16 protein-coding genes and 1 pseudogene are annotated in these 21606 nt (G+C 63.4%); 5 read left to right on the top strand and 12 right to left on the bottom strand.

Going from position 1 to position 21606, the window contains the following annotated elements; all coding sequences use genetic code 11:
* Positions 1-125: 125 nt before the first annotated feature.
* From C722_RS0117935 to C722_RS0117905, 7 genes are all read right to left on the bottom strand, one after another.
* Positions 126-1307, bottom strand: a complete 1182-nt coding sequence (locus tag C722_RS0117935) for an acetyl-CoA C-acetyltransferase (protein WP_017641838.1) — start codon at positions 1305-1307, stop codon at positions 126-128.
* 13 nt (positions 1308-1320) lie between these two features.
* Positions 1321-1947, bottom strand: coding sequence for a CoA transferase subunit B (locus C722_RS0117930; protein WP_017641837.1), 627 nt, complete (start codon positions 1945-1947; stop codon positions 1321-1323).
* 1 nt (position 1948) lies between these two features.
* Complete coding sequence (locus C722_RS0117925; RefSeq protein ID WP_017641836.1) at positions 1949-2650, bottom strand: CoA transferase subunit A; 702 nt, start codon at positions 2648-2650, stop codon at positions 1949-1951.
* 19 nt (positions 2651-2669) lie between these two features.
* Positions 2670-3422, bottom strand: a complete 753-nt coding sequence (locus C722_RS0117920) for a 3-hydroxybutyrate dehydrogenase (RefSeq protein ID WP_017641835.1) — start codon at positions 3420-3422, stop codon at positions 2670-2672.
* 10 nt (positions 3423-3432) lie between these two features.
* Positions 3433-4827 carry a GntP family permease gene (locus tag C722_RS0117915; RefSeq protein WP_017641834.1) on the bottom strand — a complete coding sequence of 465 codons (1395 nt, stop codon included), beginning with the start codon at positions 4825-4827 and terminating at the stop codon, positions 3433-3435.
* A 358-nt stretch (positions 4828-5185) separates the two neighbouring features.
* The gene (locus C722_RS0117910) at positions 5186-6628 is read right to left on the bottom strand and encodes a sigma-54-dependent Fis family transcriptional regulator (protein ID WP_017641833.1); all 1443 of its coding nucleotides are present in this window, start codon (positions 6626-6628) and stop codon (positions 5186-5188) included.
* Positions 6625-7542: a 3-hydroxyacyl-CoA dehydrogenase family protein gene (locus C722_RS0117905; RefSeq protein WP_017641832.1), complete on the bottom strand. Its 918-nt coding sequence runs from the start codon at positions 7540-7542 to the stop codon at positions 6625-6627. The genes C722_RS0117910 and C722_RS0117905 overlap by 4 nt, the downstream gene beginning before the upstream one ends.
* A 197-nt stretch (positions 7543-7739) precedes the next feature.
* Between C722_RS0117905 and codB the strand changes: the two genes are divergently transcribed.
* Together codB and codA are read left to right on the top strand one after the other, a co-directional pair.
* Complete coding sequence (codB, locus tag C722_RS0117900) at positions 7740-8999, top strand: cytosine permease (protein ID WP_017641831.1); 1260 nt, start codon at positions 7740-7742, stop codon at positions 8997-8999.
* Positions 9000-9010: 11 nt separating this feature from the next.
* On the top strand, positions 9011-10252 hold the full coding sequence (codA, locus tag C722_RS0117895) for a cytosine deaminase (protein ID WP_017641830.1): 1242 nt from the start codon (positions 9011-9013) through the stop codon (positions 10250-10252).
* Positions 10253-10598: 346 nt separating this feature from the next.
* Here codA and C722_RS0117890 read toward each other — a convergent pair whose 3' ends face one another.
* The 4 genes from C722_RS0117890 to C722_RS0117875 all read right to left on the bottom strand — a co-directional run bounded on the left by C722_RS0117890 (position 10599) and on the right by C722_RS0117875 (position 16587).
* Complete coding sequence (locus C722_RS0117890; protein WP_017641829.1) at positions 10599-11084, bottom strand: GNAT family N-acetyltransferase; 486 nt, start codon at positions 11082-11084, stop codon at positions 10599-10601.
* A 35-nt stretch (positions 11085-11119) separates the two neighbouring features.
* Positions 11120-13222, bottom strand: a complete 2103-nt coding sequence (locus C722_RS0117885) for an ATP-binding protein (protein WP_017641828.1) — start codon at positions 13220-13222, stop codon at positions 11120-11122.
* Positions 13219-14712, bottom strand: coding sequence for an ATPase domain-containing protein (locus tag C722_RS0117880; RefSeq protein ID WP_026083929.1), 1494 nt, complete (start codon positions 14710-14712; stop codon positions 13219-13221). The genes C722_RS0117885 and C722_RS0117880 overlap by 4 nt, the downstream gene beginning before the upstream one ends.
* A 261-nt stretch (positions 14713-14973) precedes the next feature.
* Positions 14974-16587, bottom strand: coding sequence for a hybrid sensor histidine kinase/response regulator (locus tag C722_RS0117875; protein ID WP_026083928.1), 1614 nt, complete (start codon positions 16585-16587; stop codon positions 14974-14976).
* Positions 16588-16822: 235 nt separating this feature from the next.
* Here C722_RS0117875 and C722_RS25120 point away from each other — a divergent pair, with 235 nt between their 5' ends.
* The 3 genes and pseudogenes from C722_RS25120 (at position 16823) to C722_RS25115 (ending at position 18632) form a co-directional block, all read left to right on the top strand.
* The gene (locus tag C722_RS25120; protein ID WP_017641825.1) at positions 16823-17209 is read left to right on the top strand and encodes a response regulator; all 387 of its coding nucleotides are present in this window, start codon (positions 16823-16825) and stop codon (positions 17207-17209) included.
* 207 nt (positions 17210-17416) lie between these two features.
* Positions 17417-17905 carry a hypothetical protein gene (locus C722_RS0117865; RefSeq protein ID WP_017641824.1) on the top strand — a complete coding sequence of 163 codons (489 nt, stop codon included), beginning with the start codon at positions 17417-17419 and terminating at the stop codon, positions 17903-17905.
* Positions 17906-18011: 106 nt separating this feature from the next.
* A pseudogene (locus tag C722_RS25115) lies at positions 18012-18632 on the top strand (LysE family translocator).
* Between the two features lie 392 nt (positions 18633-19024).
* Here the strand turns inward: C722_RS25115 and C722_RS26290 are convergent.
* The gene (locus C722_RS26290; protein WP_157225851.1) at positions 19025-21289 is read right to left on the bottom strand and encodes a hypothetical protein; all 2265 of its coding nucleotides are present in this window, start codon (positions 21287-21289) and stop codon (positions 19025-19027) included.
* Between the last annotated feature and the right edge of the window lie 317 nt (positions 21290-21606).

The following is a 21606-nucleotide window of genomic DNA, read 5'->3' as shown; positions in this document are numbered from 1 at the left end:
GAGGTCCTTTTGTTGTTGTTTTTTGTGGGAATGTAGTGCGGGACGGTGATGCTTTGATCGCGGCCATGGGCCGCTCCTACGGTGGTGTCCGGACCTGTAGGAGCGGCCCATGGCCGCGATAGGCTTTAACGCCGCTCCACCGCTAGCGCCACGCCCTGACCACCACCGATGCACAGGGTCGCCAAGCCTCGTCGACCGTCACGGCGGCGCAATTCGTGGAGCAGGGTCACCAGCACGCGGCAACCGGAGGCGCCGATGGGATGACCCAGGGCGATGGCGCCGCCGTTGACGTTGACCTTGTCGTCATCCCAACCCAGCTCCTGACCCACGGCCAGGGCCTGGGCGGCGAAGGCTTCGTTGGCTTCGATCAGGTCCAGGTCGGCCAGCCGCCAGCCGGCCTTTTCCAGGGTCCTGCGGGTGGCAGAGACCGGGCCGATGCCCATGATCGCCGGATCCACTCCCGCGCTGGCATAGGCGGCGATATGGGCCAGCGGCGTGAGCCCCAGGGCGGCGGCCTTGGCCGCGCTCATCACCAGCACGGCAGCGGCGCCATCGTTGAGGCTGGAAGCGTTGCCCGCGGTGACGCTGCCGTCCTTGGCGAAGGCAGGCCGCAGGCGCGCCAGCCCCTCGGCGGTGGTGTCGGCGCGGATACCCTCGTCGGTGTCGAACAGCAGCGGTTCGCCCTTGCGCTGGGGGATGGCCACCGGGGTGATCTCCTCGCGGAACCGCCCGGACTCCACCGCGGCCGCGGCGCGCTGCTGGGAGCGTGCAGCGAAGGCATCCTGGGCCTCGCGGCTGATGCCGTATTTCTGCACCAGATTCTCCGCGGTCTGGCCCATGTGGTAGTCGTTGAAGGCATCCCACAGCCCATCGCTGAGCATGGTGTCGACCAACTCGGCATGGCCCAGGCGCAAGCCGGTGCGTACCTTGGGCAGCACATAGGGCGCCAGGCTCATGTTCTCCATGCCGCCGGCGACGACGATCTCGGCGTCGCCGCAGCGGATCGCCTGGACCGCCAGCTGCACCGCCTTGAGGCCGGAGCCACAGACCTTGTTCAGGGTCAGGGCCGGCACCTCGTGGGGCAGGCCGGCCTTGACCGCCGCCTGGCGCGCCGGATTCTGGCCGGCGCCGGCGGTGAGCACCTGGCCGAGGATGACTTCATCCACCGCAGCAGGCGCCACGTTGGTCTGTTCCAGCAGGGCGCGGATGACGGTGGCGCCAAGCTCCACCGCGGGCACATTGGCCAGGGAGCCCTGGAAACTGCCGACCGCGGTGCGGGTGGCGGCGACGATGACGACGTCTTGCATGGCTGGGATCTCCTCAGGCCTGGATGGGGGCGCCGGTGGCGGCGCGCAGTTCATCGAGGCTCACGCCTTCGGCCAGCTCCACCAGTTTCAGGCCGCCTTCGGTCACCTCCAGCACAGCCAGGTCGGTGATGATCAGGTCGACCACGCCAACCCCGGTCAGCGGCAGGTCGCAGGCCGGCAGGATCTTGTGGGCACCCTTGGCGGTGTGTTCCATCAGCACCACCACGCGCTGTACGCCAGCCACCAGGTCCATGGCGCCGCCCATGCCCTTGACCATCTTGCCGGGGATCATCCAGTTGGCCAGGTCACCTTTTTCCGACACCTGCATGGCGCCCAGGATGGCCAGGTTCACATGGCCACCGCGGATCATGCCGAAGCTGGTGGCGCTATCGAAATAGCTGCTGCCGGGCAGGGCGGTGACGGTCTGCTTGCCGGCGTTGATCAGGTCCGGATCGACCGTCTCGGCGGTGGGGAAGGGGCCGATGCCCAGCAGGCCGTTTTCCGACTGCAGCCAGACGTCCATGCCGGCGGGAATGTAGTTGGCGACGAGGGTCGGCAAGCCGATGCCGAGGTTGACGTAGAAGCCGTCCTGCAGCTCCCGGGCGGCGCGTTGCGCCATCTGTTCGCGGGTCCAGGCCATCTTACTTCTCCTCGCTCAGGGTGCGTTTTTCGATGCGTTTCTCGGGGCTTGCGTTGACCACCAGGCGCTGCACGAAGATGCCGGGCAGGTGGATCTGGTCGGGGTCCAGCTCGCCGACTTCCACCAGCTCCTCCACCTCGGCCACGCAGACGCGACCGGCCATGGCGCACAGCGGATTGAAGTTGCGCGCGGTCTTGTTGAACACCAGGTTGCCGGCCTTGTCGGCGCGCAGCGCCTTGACCAGGGCCACGTCGGCGGTCAGCGCCAGTTCCATGACATGGGGCTGGCCATTGAAGTCGCGCACCTCCTTGCCCTCGGCCACCAGGGTGCCGTAACCGGTACGGGTATAGAACGCCGGGATGCCGGCGCCACCGGCGCGCAGCTTCTCGGCCAGGGTGCCCTGGGGGGTGAATTCCAGTTCCAGCTCGCCAGCCAGGTACTGGCGCTCGAATTCCTTGTTCTCGCCCACGTAGGAGGAAATCATCTTGCGGATCTGCCGGGTCTCCAGCAGCTGGCCGAGACCGAAACCATCCACCCCGGCGTTGTTGCTGATGGCGGTCAGCTCGCGGGCGCCAGTGTCGCGCAGCGCGGCGATCAACGCCTCGGGAATGCCGCAGAGGCCGAAGCCACCCACGGCCAGGGTGATGCCGTCGCTGACCAGCCCGTCGAGGGCGGCCGCGGCGTTGGGATAGAGCTTGTTCATGGCAGAGGTCCTCTTGTCGTTATTGGGCGGTCCAGCCGCCGTCCATGGTCCAGGCGGCGCCGCGCACCTGGGCGGCGGCGTCGCTGCACAGGAACAGCGCCAGCTCGCCCAGCTGGTCGGTGGTGACGAATTCCTGCGAGGGCTGCTTCTCGCTGAGCAGGTCGCGACGGGCCTGGTCCGGATCGCTGCCACGGCTGTCCAGCTGCTGCTGGATCAGCGGGGTGAGCACGAAACCCGGGCAGAGCGCGTTGCAGGTGATGCCGGTGCGAGCGGTCTCCAGGGCCGTGACCTTGGTCAGGCCCACCACACCATGCTTGGCGGCCACGTAGGCCGCCTTGCCAGTGGAAGCCACCAGGCCGTGCACCGAGGAGATGTTGACGATGCGTCCCCAATCGCGTTCGCGCATGCTCGGCAGCGCCAGGCGAGTGGTGTGGAAGACGGCCGAGAGATTGAGGGCGATCACCGCGTCCCAGCGCTCCACCGGAAAGTCTTCCAGCGGCGCCACGTGCTGGATGCCGGCGTTGTTGACCAGGATGTCCACGCCGCCGAAGTCGCGTTTGGCGTAGGCGAAGAGGTCTTCGATCTCCTCCGGCCTGGACAGGTCGGCCCCGTGGAAACCTGAGTGGCCGGGGAGGCTGGCCTGGGCCGCAGCGGGATCGCCGAAGCCGTTGAGGATGAGGGTGGCGCCAGCGGCGGCCAGGCGCTGGGCGATGCCCAGGCCGATGCCGCTGGTGGAGCCGGTGACCAGGGCGGTCTTGCCGGTAAGGTCCATGGTTGTCTCCTTAGACGAGGCCGGTCAGGTAGTAGAGGGCGATGACGAAGAACACCGCCACGGTCTTGATCAGGGTGATCTTGAACACGCCGCCATAGGCTTCGCGGTGGGTCAGGCCGGTCACCGCCAGCAGGGTGATCACCGCGCCGTTGTGCGGCAGGGTGTCCATGCCACCACTGGCCATGGCCGCCACCCGGTGCAGCACCTCCAGCGGGATGCCCGCGGCATTGGCGGCGGCGATGAAGGTGTCGCTCATGGCGGCCAGGGCGATGCTCATGCCACCGGAGGCCGAGCCGGTGATGCCGGCCAGCAGGGTCACGCTCACCGCCTCGTTGATCAGCGGATCGGGGATGGCCTTGAGGCCCTGGGCGAAGAGCACGAAGCCGGGCAGGGCGGCGATCACCGCGCCGAAACCGTATTCGGACGCCGTGTTCATCCCGGCTAGCAGGGCGCCGGAGACGGCGGTCTTGCTGCCCTCGGCCAACCGCCCGCGGATGGCGCCGAAACCCGTGGCCAGCACCAGCAGGATGCCCGCCAGCAGCGCGCCTTCCACCGCCCAGATGCCGGTCAGCTTGGCCACCTCCTGGGTCACTGGCTTGGCCATGCCCGGCAGCGCCAGGTTATGGGTGGCGCCGTACCAATCGGGAATCCAGCGGGTCAGCAGCAGGTTGAGCACGCCCACCAGCACCAGCGGTGCCAGGGCCAGCCAGGGGTTGGGCAGCGGCAGGTCGGCGGCGGTCTCGGGTTCGTTGCGCAGCGGCACGCTGGCATAGCCTTCGCCACTGTTGCGGGCCTTGCGGCGAGCGCTGCCGAGGTAGGTGAGGCCCACCGCGATGACGAACAGCGACCCGGCCAGGCCCAGCCAGGGCGCGGCCCAGGCGGTGGTCTGGAAGAAGCTGGTGGGGATGATGTTCTGGATCTGCGGGGTGCCGGGCAGGGCATCCATGGTGAAGGAGAAGGCGCCCAGGGCGATGGTGGCCGGGATCAGTCGCTTGGGAATGTCGCTCTGGCGAAACATCTCGGCGGCGAAGGGATAGACGGCGAAGACCACCACGAACAGCGAGACGCCGCCATAGGTGAGCAGGGCGCAGACCGCGACGATCACCGGGATGGCCCGTTCGCGACCGAGCAGGCGGATGGCGGCGGCGACGATGGCGCGGGAAAAGCCCGACAGCTCGATCAGCTTGCCGAACAGGGCCCCGAGCATGAACACCGGGAAGTAGAGTTTGAGAAAGCCCACCATTTTGTCCATGAACACCCCGGTGAAGGCGGGCGCCACGGCGGAGGGATCGGTGAGCAACACGGCGCCGAGGGCGGCGAGGGGGGCGAAGAGGATGACACTGAAACCCCGGTAGGCGGCGAACATCAGCAGCGCCAGGGCAGCGAGTGCGATCAGGACACTCATGGCTTCTCCTAGAGCTTCGCCTGAGGCGAAGCGGTTCTTGTTGTTATAGGGCGATACAGGGATCGCCTGAACACAGGAGCCAGAACCGTGCCAGCTTTATAAGCTATTGTTTTGCATGAATTTTTATTTCGATCTTCGCCGGCTAGCGATAAATTGTCTCAAAAGTTGGACCCTGTAGGTTGGGTTGAGCGAAGCGAAGCCCAACATCGCCCCGAGGCCAGCAATGTTGGGCTTCGACGATAGAGCCGTCTCAACCCAACCTACGGGTGGACCCTGTAGGAGCGGCCCATGGCCGCGATGGATTGTCAATCGCGGCCATGGGCCGCTCCTACAGGCTGTCTCTTTATGTAGATATATCTCAATTTTGAGACGTCAGCCCCAAGGCCACTAGTTTCTTGTACAGCGTAGACCGCCCCAGACCCAGACGCCGGGCGGCCTCGTCCACCTTGCCGCCGCAGGCGGCCAGGGTGTCCTGCAACAGCTCGCGGTCGAAGCGCTGGCGGGCTTCGGCATAGGTTTCGCCGCTCGGGCCAGGGAGGGATTGACCTGCTGTGGCAGGTGCGGGGGCCCCATCCAGCGCCGCGGCCAGTGCCCTGGCGTCCAGCTGGCTGTCGTCACCCAAGAGCACCGCGCGCTCCAGCACGTTGCGCAACTCGCGCACGTTGCCGGGCCAGGGTTGGCGCTGCAGCAGCGCCAGCCCATCGGCGGTGAGTTCAGGGGTGGGCTGTCCGCCTATCTGGGGCAGACTGTCGAGGATGGCCTCGGCCAGCACCGCCAGGTCGTCCAGGCGCTCACGCAGCGGCGGGATGCGGATCGGCAGCACATTGAGGCGGTAATAGAGATCGGCGCGAAAGCGCCCCTCGGCCACGGCGGTCTCCAGGTCGCGGGAGGTGGCGGCTATCATGCGCACGTCGCAGGCCAGCACCTCGTTGGAGCCCAGGGGTTCGTACTCCTTTTCCTGCAGCACCCGCAGCAGCTTGGCCTGCAAGGCCAGGGGCATGTCGCCGATCTCGTCGAGAAACAGGGTGCCGCCCTGGGCGATCTGCAGCTTGCCCGGGCGGGCGCGTCGTTCGGCGCCGGTGAAGGCACCCGGCGCGGTGCCGAAGAATTCCGCTTCCAGCAGGCTTTCCGGGATGGCCGCGGCATTGATGCTGACGAAGGGCCGCCCGGCCCGCGGCGAGGCGCCGTGGATGGCATGGGCCAGCAGCTCCTTGCCGGTGCCGGTCTCGCCTAGCAGCAGCACCGCGGCCTCGCTGGCGGCGGCGCGCCGGGCGCGGCGCTTGACCTCCAGGCTGGCCGGACCGCTGCCGACGAAGTGGCCGAAACCGTACTTGGCGGTGCGCGCATGCTGCAGCGAGCGCCGGGTGGTGGCCAGTTCTTCCTGGATGCGAAGGTAGCGGGTCACCAGCGGCGCCAGTTGCTGCAACTGGTCGAACAGCGCGAAGCCGATGGCGCCGATCAGTTCGCCCTCGTCGGTATGGATCGGCAGGCGCATCACCACCAGCGGTCCGTTGCGGGTCTCCAGCATGTCCAGCAGGATCGGCTGGCCATTGCGTGCCACCTCGCGCAGGAGGCTGTGGGGAATGATCTGCTCCACCGGCTGGCCGATGGCGGCGGCGGCATCCGGCAGGCCGAAGTGCTGGGCGTATCTCTGGTTGATCCAGACGATGCGCGCCTCGCGATCGACGATCACCGTGCCGTTGCTGGTCTGCTCGATGATCTCGAACAGCGAGCGGATCGCCCGCTGGCGGATGTCGGCGTAGTCTTCCAGCCCGGGCAGACCCGGCGGGGTGCGGCTCATGGCTTCAGCGCATGGCGCAGCTGGTGCAGGCGCCGCTGGACGATGCGCTCGCGCCGCGCGGCGTCCCACTCATGGAAGCCGTGGCCGCTGCGCAGGCCGGTACGGCCGGCGGCCACCTGGTCTTCCAGCAGCTGCAGCGGGGCCTCGTCCCGCGCCAGGGTCGGCCAGAGATGCCGGGCGATGTCGCGAAAGGTGTCCAGCCCGCCCATGTCCGCCGCCTCCAGGGGGCCGACCATGGCATAGCGCCGACCCAGGGAAGCGCGCATCACCCGATCCACCGTCTCGGCATCCGCCGCGCCGCTCTGCACGATGTGCAGGGCCTCGCGCAACAGGGCGAATTGCAGGCGATTGCCGACGAAGCCGGGAATGGCCCGCTGCAACACCACGGCCTCCAGGTCGGCGGCTTCCAGCAGTTGGCGCACGGACTCCAGGTGCGTGGGCAGGGTGGCCGTGCCGGGCACCAGCTCCACCAGGGGAATGAAGTGTGGCGGATTCCAGAAGTGGGCGATCAGCAGGCGCTCGGGATGGCGCAGGTGCGCGGCCAGATCGTCCGGGGGCAGGCCACTGGTGTTGCTGGCGATCAGAGCGTCCGGGCGCAGCACGGCTTCGAGATGGGCATAGAGACTGTGCTTGAGCTCCAGGCGCTCGGGCACGGCTTCGAAAAGCAGGTCGCAGTCGGCGAGATCGGCAAGCTCGGTCGTGGTCGTGAGGCGGGCGACGACCGCCTCGGTGTCCACGGCAATGTCGGCTTCTTCCAGCTCGGCGAGCAGGGTGCGCGCGGTGGCGGCCACCTCGGCGAGACGGTCGGGGTCGACATCCTGCAGGCGCACGGCATGGCCGTGGCGGGCGAGATGCACGGCGATGCCGATGCCCATGAGACCGGAACCCAGGACGGCGAGGCGTGGCGTGGTCATGATCTTTTCCTTGTGAGACGGCCGCGGCAACCGTCTCACACTTGACCGCCCCCGGCCAAGGCACGGGGGCGCTCCCTTGCACCAAAGGTGGGCCCCAGCTGCGGACCTGCGGCTACGCCACGGCTCTGCCACGCCGCTCGACGATGCCTGGCACGGGCACTGCTAAGGACAGACACGCCCATCCCGAGGAGATCGCCATGAGCAACGCTGGCAACGACTACCCCCTGAGCGAAGTCCCGCCCGAGGCCCGCAGGGGCTTGGCCTCCCTGGCCATGGTGCTGCTGGGCTTCACCTTCTTTACCGCCACCATGTTCGCCGGCGGCAAGCTGGGGGTGGCCTTCGGTTTCGCCGACCTGCTGCTGGTGATCGCCCTCGGCAATCTGCTGCTGGGTCTCTATGCCGCGGCCCTCGGCCATATCGCCTGTCGCAGCGGCCTCAACTCGGTGCTGATGGGGCGCTTCGCCTTCGGCGAGCGCGGCAGCAAGCTGTGCGACCTCATCCTCGGCTTCACCCAGATCGGCTGGTACGCCTGGGGTACGGCCACCGCCGCGGTGGTGCTAGGCAGATACTTCGGCCTGGAGCAGGGCGCGGTGCTGGCGCTGATGGCGGTATTCGGCCTGGGCTTCTGCGCCACCGCCTACATCGGCTACCGGGGCCTGGAGATCCTCTCCTGGATCGCCGTGCCGGCCATGGCGCTGCTGCTGATCCTGTCCATGAGCGTGACCACCGCCAAGGCCGGCGGCCTGGCCGGCCTGCTGGCGATCCAACCCAGCAGCAGCCTGGACCTGTCCACCGCCATCACCCTGGTATTCGGCACCTTCGTCAGCGGCGCCACCCAGGCCACCAACTGGACGCGCTTCGCCCGCTCCACGCGAGTGGCGGTGCTGGCCAGCCTGATCGGCTTCTTCCTCGGCAACGGCCTGATGGTGCTGATCGGCGCCTATGGCGCCATCGTCTACCAGCAGCCCGACGTGGTGGAGGTGCTGATGCTGCAGGGCTTCGCCACCGCCGCCCTGGCCATGCTGCTGCTCAACATCTGGAGCACCCAGGACAACACCATCTACAACTTCGCCGTGGCCGGCTGCAACCTGGTGCGTACCGATCGCCGCAAGACCGTGACCCTGGCCGGCGCCCTGATCGGCACCGCCCTGGCGGTGCTGGGCATGTACGACCTGCTGGTGCCCTATCTGGTCCTGCTCGGTACGGTGATCCCGCCCATCGGCGGGGTGATCGTCGCCGACTTCTGGCTGCGCCATCGCGGGCGCTATCCACTGCTCGCCGAGGCCCGCCTGCCGCACTACAACTGGCCGGGCCTGGCCGCCTATGGACTGGGCACCATCGCCGCCTTCGGCTCACCCTGGGTCGCACCGCTGGTGGGTATCGGGGTGGCGGCACTGGCCTATGGCGTGTTCAATGGACTGACTCGGGGGCGTACTACTGCTCCTGCCTCGCTCTAGGGAGATCCACCATGCGCATCCTCAACGCCCGCCTGCGTGACCGCGAAGGCCTGTACGACATCCGCCTCGAAGGCGGGCGCATCGCTGCCATCGCCGAGCAGTTGATGCCCCCCGCGGTGGGGCCGGACGACATCGACGCCGCTGGCAACCTGGTGGTGCCGCCCTTCGTCGAGCCGCACATCCACCTCGATGCCACCCTCACCGCCGGCGAGCCACGCTGGAACATGAGCGGCACCCTGTTCGAAGGCATCGAGTGCTGGGGCGAGCGCAAGGCCACCATCACCCAGGAAGACACCAAAACCCGCGCCAAGCGCACCATCCGCGCCTTGGCCGCCCACGGCATCCAGCACGTGCGCACCCATGTCGACGTCACCGATCCGTCGCTGGCCGCACTCAAGGCCATGCTGGAGGTGCGCGAGGAAACCGCCCACCTGATCGATCTGCAGATCGTCGCCTTTCCCCAGGAGGGCATCGAGTCCTTCAAGAACGGCCGCGAGCTGATGGAGGAGTCGATTCGCCTGGGCGCCGATGTGGTCGGCGGCATTCCGCACTTCGAATACACCCGCGACCAGGGCGTAAGCTCGGTGAAATTCCTCATGGACCTGGCCGAGCGTACTGGTTGCCTGGTGGACGTCCATTGCGACGAGACCGACGATCCGCATTCGCGCTTTCTGGAGGTGCTGGCCGAAGAGGCGCGCAGCCGCGGCATGGGCGCGCGGGTCACCGCCAGCCATACCACCGCCATGGGCTCCTACGACAACGCCTACTGCGCCAAGCTGTTTCGCCTGCTGACCCACGCCGGCATCAACTTCATCTCCTGCCCCACCGAGAGCATTCACCTGCAGGGCCGCTTCGACAGCTTTCCCAAGCGCCGCGGCGTGACCCGGGTCAATGAGTTGCTGGAGGCCGGCCTCAACGTCTGCTTCGCCCAGGATTCCATCGTCGATCCCTGGTATCCGTTGGGCAACGGCAACATCCTGCGGGTGCTGGAAGCAGGGCTGCACATCTGCCATATGCTCGGCTATCGCAACCTGCAGTCGGCGCTGGATCTGGTCACGGTGAACAGTGCCAAAGCGCTGTGCCTGGGCGACCGTTATGGCCTGGAGGAGGGGCGCCCCGCCAATCTGCTGGTGCTGTCCGCCGAGAGCGACTACGAGATGGTCCGCAGCCAGGGCCTGCCGCTGTATTCCATCCGCCACGGCAAGGTGCTGATGCAACGCCGCCCGGCGCAGGTGGAGTTGGCGGATCTGTAATAGGTGTTGATCAGAGCGGTCCGGCTTGTACCGGTCGCTTGCGATTTTTCAGGAATGGCAAAGATCTGATTCTCACTCGGACAACCCCCTCTCCCTCTGGGAGAGGGCTGGGGTGAGGGCAAGCCCCATGCCGAAGCCCCAGCGGAAAAGGCTGCGCCGTTTTCCACGCTACGGCGCTGATCGCGGCCATGGGCCGCTCCTACAGGGGGGCGGAATCTGTAGGAGCGGCCCATGGCCGCGATTGGCGTCCCCTGGCAGCAGCGGATCGTCATAACTGCAACTGCCATTACCGATGTCGCGTCCCGTCGCGTTGGGCTTCGCTGCGCTTAACTAAACCTACGAAAGCCTATCGCCCGCTTTCGGCGAAATCCCGCAGCGCGGCGCCATCCAGGCGATAGCGTACCCATTCGCTCTGGGCCTGGGCACCCAGGCTTTCGTAGAAGTCGATGGCGGGCGTGTTCCAGTCCAGCACGCTCCATTCCAGGCGACCGCAATCGTTGGCCACCGCCTCGCGGGCCAGCTCGCGTAGCAGGCCCTTGCCCAGGCCGGTGCCGCGGGCGCTGGGGCTCACATAGAGGTCTTCCAGGTAGATGCCGTTGCGGCCCAACCAGGTGGAATAGCTGTAGAAATACACGGCATAGCCCACCACCACACCTTCCTGCTCGGCGACCAGGGCGCGGGTCGGGGTGTCGGCGGCGAACAGCGTGGCCTCGATCTGGGCCGGACTGGCCAGGACCTCGTGGATGGCCTTTTCGTAGTCGGCCAGTTCGACGATCAATGCATGGATACGGGCGGCGTCGGTGCGGCGGGCGGGGCGGATCTGGGTGGTCATGGGTGCCTTGGTCAGGTCGTGGGGCAGCGGCGACCTCAGGAGGGCACCACGGCCCGATTGGCGGACCCGGACAGCATGGCGGCGACCTGCGCGGCCAACTGGTCCAGGGTGAAGGGCTTGGTCATCAATTCCATGTTACCACCCAGGAAGCTGGTCCTACTGAGCGCGCCCTCGGCGTAGCCGGTGAGGAACAGCACCGGCAGCCGCGGCCTGAGCTGCTGGATCACCTCCGCCAGCTGGCGACCATTGAGGCCCGGCAGGCCCACATCGGTCACCAGCAGATCCAGCCGCGGGATCTGCTCCAGCAGGTGCAACGCGGCCTTGCCTTCGGCCGCGCTCCAGACGCGATAACCCAGGGCTTCCAACGCTTCCTGATTGACCAGCCGCACCGCATCGTCGTCCTCCACCAGGAGGATGGTCTCGCCAGCGCCCTGGACGAATTCGGCCGGCTCGATCCGCTTGGGTTCGCGGCGCTGCTCGGCCGCCGGCAGGCAGACGCAGACCCGCGTCCCCGTCGTGTCGCTAGCGATGGTCAGGCGGCCGTTGCTCTGCCGGGCGAAGCCATAGACCATCGACAGACCCAGCCCCGTGCCCTGGCCCTGGGGCTTGGTGGTGAAGAAGGGTTCGAGCACCTTGCCGAGCAGGCGCTCGGGGATGCCGGTCCCGGTGTCCCGGACCTCAAGGCAGACGTAGTCGCCCAGGGCCAGCGCATCATCCCCGCTACCCGGCTCGGTGACCGTCAGCGGATAGGTCTCCAGGGTGATGACACCGCCGTGCGGCATGGCATCGCGGGCATTGATCACCAGGTTGAGCAAGGCATTCTCCAGCTGGTTGGCATCCGCCAGGATCCAGGGCAGGTCATCGGCCAGCGCCAGGGTCACCGAGATCTGCTCGCTCACCGTGCGTTGCAGCAGGTCCTGCAGCGCCAGGATCAGCTCATTGGCAGACATTGGCCGGGATTCCAGCGATTGCCGCCGGGAAAAGGCCAGCAGCCGCTGGGTCAGCGCCGCCGCCCGGTGCGCCGAATGCTGGGCGGCCTCCATGTAGCGCTCCAGGCCCGCCAGCTGGCCCTTGTTCTTGATCTTCATGAGATCCAGGGCGCCCAGTACCCCGGTCAGCATGTTGTTGAAGTCATGGGCGATGCCGCCGGTGAGCTGGCCGACCGCTTCCATCTTCAGTGACTGGCGCAACTGCTCCTCGGCGCGACTGCGCTCGACGGTTTCCCGTTGCAGCTCGCTGAGGGTGTGGGCCAGGGTCCGGGTGCGTTCCTCGACCTGGAATTCCAATTCTTCGTTGAAGCGGCGCAAGGCCAGTTCGGCGCGCTTTTCGTCGCTGATGTCGGCGATCACCGTGGTCGCCCCGATGATCCGCTGGGTGGCGTCGTGCAGGGGCACCGCGCTTACCCGCAACCAGGATTCCTCGCCGGTCGCGGTGGTGTGATAGAAATCCTGGCCCTTGACCCGTTCGCCAGCCAGGGCGCGGGCACCCGGAAAGCGCTCGGGCGGCAAGAGGCGTCCATTGTCGTCGAGCGCGGTCCAGCGTGTGGCTTCCTCGGGTTGCTGGGAGGGGATGCGCTGACCGGGCACATGCTGCTCATAGAAGGGATTACTGACCAGGGTGCGGCCTTCGCTGTCCATGAAGCACACGCCGACCGGCAGGTTCTCCAGCAGTGTCTGCATGCGCTCGCGTTCCTGGGCGAGTTCGGCGAGGCGGTCGCGCATCTCGAACTGGCGCAGGCGCGAACGCCAGGCCGCGGCCACGCTGCTCAGCAGGGAGGCACCGCTCAGCGGGCGCTCCAGGATGACCAGATTGGTGGTCGCCGCCGGCAGCTGCCGACGCAGGAGGTCATTGCCGCGGCCCGAGCGCTTGGCGTCGGAGGCCAGCAGCACCAGCGGGATATCCGACCAGGTCGGTTGCCGCTCCAGCGCCTCCGCCAGCGCCTGCAGGTCCTGGCGCAGGGCCTCTTCGGTGAACACGATGATGCCCGTCTCGTCGCCCAGCGCGGCGGCGACCTCGTCGAGGCTGGCCAGGTAACGCGTGTGGTAGCCCTGGGTGAAGAGGCGCTGCAGACTGGCCGCGTCACCCCGCAACGGGGCGCAGATGATCAGCTCACAGGCCGGCGTCGTGGTCTCGGTCAATCGCGCTCTTCCATCAGGGGTTGCTTGGCACCGAAGTATTCCGGGGTCCCGGTCAGCACGCCGCGGAAGTCCACCAGGGGCTGGCCCACGCGGATGCCCCGGGTATCGATGCGCAATTCCCGAATCGCATCCTCATGGCCACCCCCGCGATGCTTGAGGATGGAGATGGCCTTGCGCAGGCGTCCCTGGGCCTCGAAGAAGCGAATCAGCACCACGGTGTCGGCGATATAGGAGATGTCCAGGCTGGAGGTCATCGAGCCGACCAGGCCATGCTGGGGGTTGATGAGAAAGGTGACGACCCCGGACTGGCTCAGATAGGAGAGCAATTCGTGCAGCTGCAGGATCAACTGCTGTTCCTGGGGCATGGCGGCGAGGTAGCCGTTGAGGCTGTCCAGCACCAGCATCCGGCAGTTGTCCTCCTCGACGTCTCGCCGCACGCGCCAGGCGAATTCACCAGGAGACAGCTCGGCGGGATCGATCTGGTGAACCACCAGCAGGCCTTCCTCGATATGGCGCAGCAGCGGCATCCCCATGCTTTCCGCACGCTTGAGCAGGGTGCCGATGCGCTCGTCGAATTCATAGAGGGCGCACCTCTCGCCCCGGGCGCAGGCGGCCATCACGTACTGCAGGGCCAGGGTCGTCTTGCCGGTGCCGGCCGGCCCGGTGATCAGGGTGCTGGTGCCACGCAAGGGCCCGCCGTGCAACAGGGCATCCATGTCGGCGATGCTGCTGGGTACCGGTTCGCCGGCGAAATCCTGGTAGCGCCCCGCGGCGATCATCCGCGGATAGACCTCCAGGCCGCCATGGCGGATGGTGAAGTCGTGATAGCCGGCGACGAAGTCCCGACCGCGCAGCTTCTGGATCTGCAGGCGGCGACGAGCGGCGCCGAAGTCCAGGGTCAGGCGTTCCAGGGTCAGCACCCCGTGACAGAGGCTGTGCAGGTGATTGTCCCGCTCGCCGCCGCTGGTGGTCAGGTCATCCACCAACAGGACGGTGAGGCCGCGGCCGGCGAAGAATTGCTTGAGCGCCAGCACCTGGCGTCGATAGCGCAGCGGGTCCTGGGCCAGCAGGCGCATCTCCGACAGGCTGTCGAACACCAGTCGGCTTGGCTTGAGCTCATTCACCCGGGTCTGGATCAATTCGATGGTATCGCCCAATTCGGATTCCCAGGGATGCAGGATGGTCTGCTCCTGCGCGCCGCCCAGCACCGCATCGGCAGCCGACAGTTCGAACAGGTGCATGCCCTCCAGGCTCCAGCCGTGGGATTCGGCGACGCTCTGCAGCTCCTCGCTGGTTTCCGACAGGGTGATGTACAGCACCGACTCGCCTCGGCGCACCCCCTCGAAGAGAAATTGCAGGCCCAGGGTGGTCTTGCCCGACCCCGGGGTGCCTTCCAGCAGATAGAGCCGGTCCTTGGGCAAACCGCCGCGTAACACCTGATCCAGACCGGCATTGCCTGTCGCGATAATTGACTGGCTGGGAGAGCTCATGGATGACCGGACCTCGTGGTGGCGGAAGCGAAAAACACAGGATATACGCGGCCCAGCCTGCGCCCCGAGCGGACTCGACAGGGCGGCGGCAAGGTGCAGGCAGTGACGGCAGCACGCCGAAAGACCTCGGCGGGAGAGGGTGACGGCAAGACCCGCACCTTGTTAATGGTCAGTCTAATGCTGTCGCCGGCGCCAGGCCACTGTGACAGGCGGTCACCCGGCCATACCGATACGTCGGTACCGGCTGGCGCGGCGCGATGCTTAGGCGATCCCGTTCGGGCCATCCAGTACCCGGCGGATCTTGCGCGCCAGATCGTTGGGGATATAGGGCTTGGAGATCACATCGAACTCCGAACCACCGATGTCGGTGCGCTCCAGGGAGTTCTCGGCATAGCCGGTGGTGAGCAGCACCTTGATCTCCGGATGCAGGCGTTTCACCTCCCGCGCCAGCATCACGCCGTTCATGCCGCCCGGCATGATCAGATCGGTGAAGAGCAGATCGAAGGGCTGTTCGGTCTCCCGCAGCACGCGCAGGGCCTCGCTGGCGTTGAAGGCGATCTGCGCCGTATAGCCATAGTCTTCCAGCACCAGCTTGGCCAGTTCGGCGACGTCCGGGCGGTCTTCCACCACCAGGATGCGTTCGGTGCCATTACGGCGCTCCGAGCGCTGCTCGCCCTGCTGATGGGTGATGTGGCTGTCGTCCACCGGGAAGTACAGGCGTAGGGTGGTGCCAACGTCCTCTTCCGAATAGATGCGCACCGTGCCGCCGGATTGCTTGGCGAAGCCATAGACCATCGACAGACCCAGCCCCGAGCCCTTGCCTTCCTCCTTGGTGGTGAAGAAGGGATCCATCACCCGGTCCCGGATGCTGGCCGGCATGCCGTGGCCGTTGTCGGTGATCGCCAGGCTGACATAGCGGCCCGGCATGAGGCCGTCGTAGGACATGTTGGCCAGTTCGCGCACCTCGACGTTGCGCGTCTCGATGCCCAGGCTGGGTTGCGCTCGATCCGCCAGGGCGTCCCGCGCATTGATCAGGATATTGAGCAGCGCCACCTCGGCCTGGGTCGGATCGATGCGGCAATTCCACAGGTTCGGATCCAGCTGGGTGCGGATCTCCACATCGCCCAGGGTCCGCTCGGCCAGTTCGTGGGAGGAGCGAATCAGGTTGTTCAGATTCAGCACCCGGCCTTCGAGCTTCTGCTTGCGCGAGAAGGCCAGCAATTGCTGGGTGAGGGTGCTGGCGCGTTCGGCTGCGGACTTGGCATGGGTCGCGCTGCGAACGATGCGCTCCTGGTCGAAGCTGGGCTTTTCCGCGGTGCGCTGGATGATGTCGATATAGCCCATCATCACCTGCAGCAGGTTGTTGAAGTCGTGGGCGATACCGCCGGTGAGCTGGCCGAGGGCCTCCATCTTCTGCGCCTGGCGCAGGGCATCCTCGGCGTCGCGACGGCGGCTGACGTCCAGCTGGGACGCGAAGTAGTAGGTCAGCTCGCCCGCTTCGTTGTACACCGGCGAGACGAACAGCGCATTCCAGAAGGTCGAGCCATCCTTGCGGTAATTGATGATCTCCACCGAGACCTCGCGCTCCTGCTCCACCGCCTCGCGAACCTGGGCGACCACCGAGCGATCCGTCTCCGGCCCCTGCAGGAACCGGCAATTGCGCCCCAGCAGCTCGTCCACCTGGTAGCCGGTCATCTCGGTGAAGGCATTGTTGGCGAAGAGGATCGGATTGTCCGGCTGGTTGGGATCGGTGATCAGCATCGGCATCCGCGTCGTTTCCACCGCGGCGAAGAAGATGTTCTTGCCCTCGTGCGAAACATCGCTCGTCGCTGAATTATCGACCCGCGCCTTGCGGGGTGGGTGCTGTCGGCTCACGGGGGGCGGAATCCTTGCGCAGGCAAAATGGGGCGGTATGGTCCTCAGACAGCCAAGCGGCGAAAAAACTTCACCGGCGCGCCGTCCGAGGCCGTCTGGCATCCTCCTTTGCCAGGCTGAAAGCCAGGCGCGGCGCGGCTTTGGCGGCCATTTGCCAGTGTACCGCTCACCTCTCTCAGGTGACCGTTAGGTAAGTTTGCGGAGAACCTCTCCGGCATCCGATGTCTGAGCTGCCATGAAGCCGAGAAGCCTTGATATACAAAGACAAATTCTTGTTCTGGAAGACGATCCGGGGCAGCGCGAGCTGCTGACCGAAATCCTGACCGAACAGGGACTGGATGTCGTGGCGGTGGCTTCCAGCGACGAGGCCCTGGCGCACATGGACGCCCGCGGCAGCGATACTAAAATGGTCATCGCCGACGTCAACGTGCCAGGCATGCTGGACGGCCTGGCCTTCGCTCAGCTGGCCGCCGTCAGTTGGCCCACGGTGCCCTTCATCATCATCTCCGGCTACATCGACCAGGACCTCGCCATCCTGCCGCGTCGCGCCGCCTTCCTGCCCAAGCCCTGGAGTGTCGCCGACCTCAGCCAGCTGGTCGAAAACCTGCTGCCGCGCCGCTAGCACCCCCTGCCTGTCGATCTCCCAATCGCCCTCGACCCACGTCGGGCGATCCCACCGTTGATGCCTGGAAAGAAGACGTTCGTCGGCATGACTACGGTGGCACTGGCCAAATGATATGACGTCCGTCGGCAAGCCCCTTTGGCAGGGAACCAAATACGCCGAACGCTATCAATGTGCCATCTATTCCCGACTGGCAAGGAGCGCTTCATGGACGCAGTCATCACCCAGATTTCTCAGATCACCGATTGGGAATTTCTCATCGCGCTAGAGCGCAGCCTGGAAAGCCGCGGTCGCCTCGATCTAGCGGCCAGAGAGGCCCTCGAACGCCAAGGCAATCTGCTCTCCCGTCGTTACCTGCTGCAGAAGGGCAAGCTTGGCAACGGTCTCTTCAGCCCGGTGGAAAACGAGGTTCTCGACGTTCTGGCCACGGCCACGGCCGCCCTGCGCCGCAGTCGTCGTCTGCCCCACAACATCGTCAAGAGCCTGCGCGCCGGTGGCCTGATCGAAGCCGTCGAGCGCAACGTCTGCCACGCCGGCGCCCTGCAATGCCGTACCGACTTCGAAGCCGACGGCATTCCCCGTGGCACCCTGGAGCGCATCGTCGACCGCCATCCCCAGGCCTTCGAACTGGAAGCTCGCCGCGCCGCCGCCCGCTACATCGCCGACCAGGAACCGGCCTTCCGCGCCGCCGGCTGAGCCTCGTCATGGCCGCCTGCGGGCGGCCTCGCGATACAGGGGGCAGGCTGATCACTGTCCTGGCGCGTGCTACCGTTGCGAGCCACACGCCGCAACAGGTCCCGCCATGCCCCTCGCCGACAACCTGCTGGCCTTCACCCTGGCCGCCTCCCTGCTCACCCTCACCCCTGGCCTGGATACCGCCCTGATCCTGCGCACCGCCGCGGTCGAAGGCCGCGCCCAGGCCTGGCGCGCGGCCCTGGGAATCAATGCCGGCTGCCTGCTCTGGGGCGCCGCCGTGGCCTTTGGCCTGGGCGCGTTGCTGGCGGTCTCGGAACTGGCCTATACGCTGCTCAAGTATTGCGGCGCCGCCTATCTCTGCTGGCTTGGCCTCAACCTGCTGCTGCGCCCCCGTACCGCCCTCGCACCCACGACAGGCGAGGGCGGTACGGCCTCCAACTGGTTTCTCAGAGGCCTGCTCGGCAATGTCCTCAATCCCAAGATCGGCATCTTCTATGTGTCCTTCCTGCCCCAGTTCATCCCCCAGGGCCAACCCCTGATCGCCTGGACCTTCGGCCTGGTCGCCATCCATGTGCTGCTGAGCCTGCTCTGATCCCTGATCCTGATCGGCGCCACCCGCACCCTGGGCGAGACCCTGCGCAAGGCCGCAGTGATCCGCTGGCTGGATGGGGTGACGGGGGTCGTCTTTCTGCTGTTCGCGGCGAAGCTGGCGTTGAGTCGGCGGTAGGGGGAGGGTAGTGCTGCTTTGGGGGCGCTAAAGCTGAACGGCAGAAACGACAAAGCCCACACTAGGCGGGCTTTTACAGGTGATCCTGTCAAGCGACTACGTCAACACTGAGTGCTGTATGCCGCTTCCTTGCTGTACTCAAGCGGGTGAGGAAAGTGCTGGCATACACGTTGGCATACATACCCATTCGGTATGCCATTCGATTGGAGGCAGCGGCGAGTCTATCTCTCGGCTTGGAAGCTCTGAGAAATCTGGAAGGCATTCGTAGTCGCGACGCTGTATTGGCGAGTTTGGAAATTCCGTCGAGAAACCACCGGACGCTCAAATTCCCGCATGCAGCTATGATCTATTTTCTGGGCTGGACTGAACTTGGAACACAATCTCGATAAAGCTTAGGGGCCGTCAAGAAATTGCTCCGCGTATAGGATGTCACTTTCTAATAGCGTTAGAGTTTTTTCGTGCTCTTCTAAAAGTCTTTGCTTTTCTTGGGCGATGAGATAATGGGCGTTCTCCAAGAACATTGGATTGCTGACCTCTCTATTCGCTGCAGCATGTTTTTGGGCGGCTTTAATTCTTCTTTTGCGTAGCTCCTCTAGCCTGTCCTTTGCATTTAGCTGAAGGTCGAGTTTGTGAAGTGCCCTAACAATGTTGGATATTTCGGAGCTAGTTTTTGCATGGGCGAAGTTGAAGCTATTTTCTTCGAATGCATGATGCTCTTGGTTTTGCGCCTTCCAATAAATAAGATCTCTTTTTAATAGGTTGATGTTTTCCTGATCTCTGATGACTTCTGCGTATGCTATTTCGTAGATTTTTTCTAAAGAAATTTCTAATAGATTACCTTGTCTATGATGGTGTCTATCAGAGAACTCGGCTGTAACTGATATTTTTCTTGATGTACAGAATTGCAATGTCATCGTTTCTAGCCAGATTCGGCAGTAAATTAGCGCTTGTCGAATGTCAGAGATTTCGAGGGCGGCGCCTATTTTATCTTCGAATCCTACGTTGTACTCAACTAAAACGATTCCTCTATTTGTGTGTTTCAAAACTCTGCTTGCGAGTTGGCTGGTGCCGTGTAACTTCTGGTTGCTGTTGCAGTACCTTTCCCAGAAAAGACGGTCGTGAGTTGTTATGATCTTTTGAGTACTGCTCAAATAGGGATCGGAAAAAAATAGGGCAATTATGTTAGCTCTATGCTCAGAGTCAATGGCGTTTACCACATCATCAAAGACGATGAAAGGGTACTGGTGTTTCTCTGCTAGTGCTAATAGTAAGGATAGGCCCAGTGACCTTAAATGCCCTTCGCTGAGGCAGGAGAACGCATTTAAAGTGTTTTTGTTTTTGCATAGAAGTTCAATGATGTAGGAGCTGTCTGTTTTGACAAAAGCTATTGATTCTATCTTTTCTGAATCATCATCGTGGTCGTTGATTGCTTGGTAATAGGCGGTAGCCTTCCTCTCAATGCCGCTAAGTTTAGAGCATTCAAGTTCCACCTTATATTCTATAAGGTCTGCGTAAAGCTTTTTGTATTGGCCTTGTACTTCGCTTAAGAAGCTATTGAAATAAATCTCTCTCTGTGCGCTATGGTATAGGTCTGGACGATTTTTGATCTCTGCATATAGCGAATTGTTTTCTGCCTTAAATCGGCGATAAAGTTGCCTCAGAGCGTTTAGCTCTGCGTCAACTAGCGCTATTTTGTCCCTTAGATTACCAATTCTCGTCTGGGCTTCAGCCTTTCCGGCAGCAGCGAAGGCACGTCGTTGGAATTGTTGAAGACATTCGTCGCAATATCTATCAATCGCTTCTTTGTGCTCTAAGTAAAGTATATCTAAAGCTTCGAGGAGGCGCGCAATAGTTGTAGTGTCATGTTCGACATTTGCAGTGCATTCCTTAAAGGTGTTCACTAGGAAGTAGCCGGTGTATGCCTCTAGATCAACACCTTCTTTCTTGTTTTGTTCTATCTGCTGAACTGCGGGTCTAAGTAGAATTATATAAGATGCCAGGTTCTTTTCTAAAGTTCTAATTCGAGTGTTGGTCGAAGAAATCAACTGCAATTTCTGCAGTTCTGCAGATGCTGTTTCGAATGGGTTGGTAGTCGTCTTATCAAGTGAGGTTAAGCATGCCGGGCACTCTGATTTTTCCTGTGCGGCTTTCCCAAATCTCTCTATGGCATTGTAGATCGCTTCATAGTGTACGCTAGAGGCGTTGTCTATCAGTGTTGCTTTTGCTTTTTGGTATTGTTCTAAGGTGTGGCGGATCTTTCTGAAAAGCGCAGCTATTCCTACCTTTCGCATGATATGAATTTTCGATTCTGCGACTGCTTCTAATAGCTTCTTTTCTCTATGTTTTAATAATGCGTTGAAATAGTTTCTTCTGAGATGAATGCCGCCAGAAGTGTAAGCGGTTAAATCTAGCAGTTCCGCAATATATGATTTTTTAGTTAATATTTCTTCTTGAGCTGATCGCTTTCCTTCGCTATGAAGTCTGATTGTTTGATCTAAATTTGTAAGGCGGTCCTGATGGCTTTGGAGGCGTAGGCTGCTTAAATTAAAATTTACTGGTTGAACAAATCTTCTAATTAGTTCGTCTAGGTCTTCTAGTCCAAGCAAGAGAGCTAAAACATCTCCCTGTTCGAACTTTGTATCTTTACTACCGAGCAAGGAGAACTCTTGCAGTCTATTTCTATCTATAAAGCAGCTGCTTAGTGCAACGGTTTTTGGGAAATTTTCGCCATGTATGTCATGCAAAGACAGCGTGGGGCGACCCTCACCTCGGCGAATATAGTCAGCGATTTTTTCCTTCCGTCTTATAGATTCTTTTATTGATCCTGTTACTTGGAATTCAATTGCCTCGCATAGGGACGTTTTTCCTCCGCCGTTAGGTGCATAAAATATATTATTAAACTCATTAAATATTATTTGAGTTCCTTTGTCTTCATCGCTAAGGCATCCGAAGCCGCGAAAGTTTCTTGCCCTTA

Origin of the sequence: Pseudomonas sp. 313, from assembly GCF_000316965.1 — a bacterium.
GTDB classification, from domain to species: Bacteria; Pseudomonadota; Gammaproteobacteria; order Pseudomonadales; family Pseudomonadaceae; genus Chryseomonas; species Chryseomonas benzopyrenica.
Note: the sequence above shows the minus strand (reverse complement) of the source record. Positions and strands in the feature narration are given on the sequence as shown.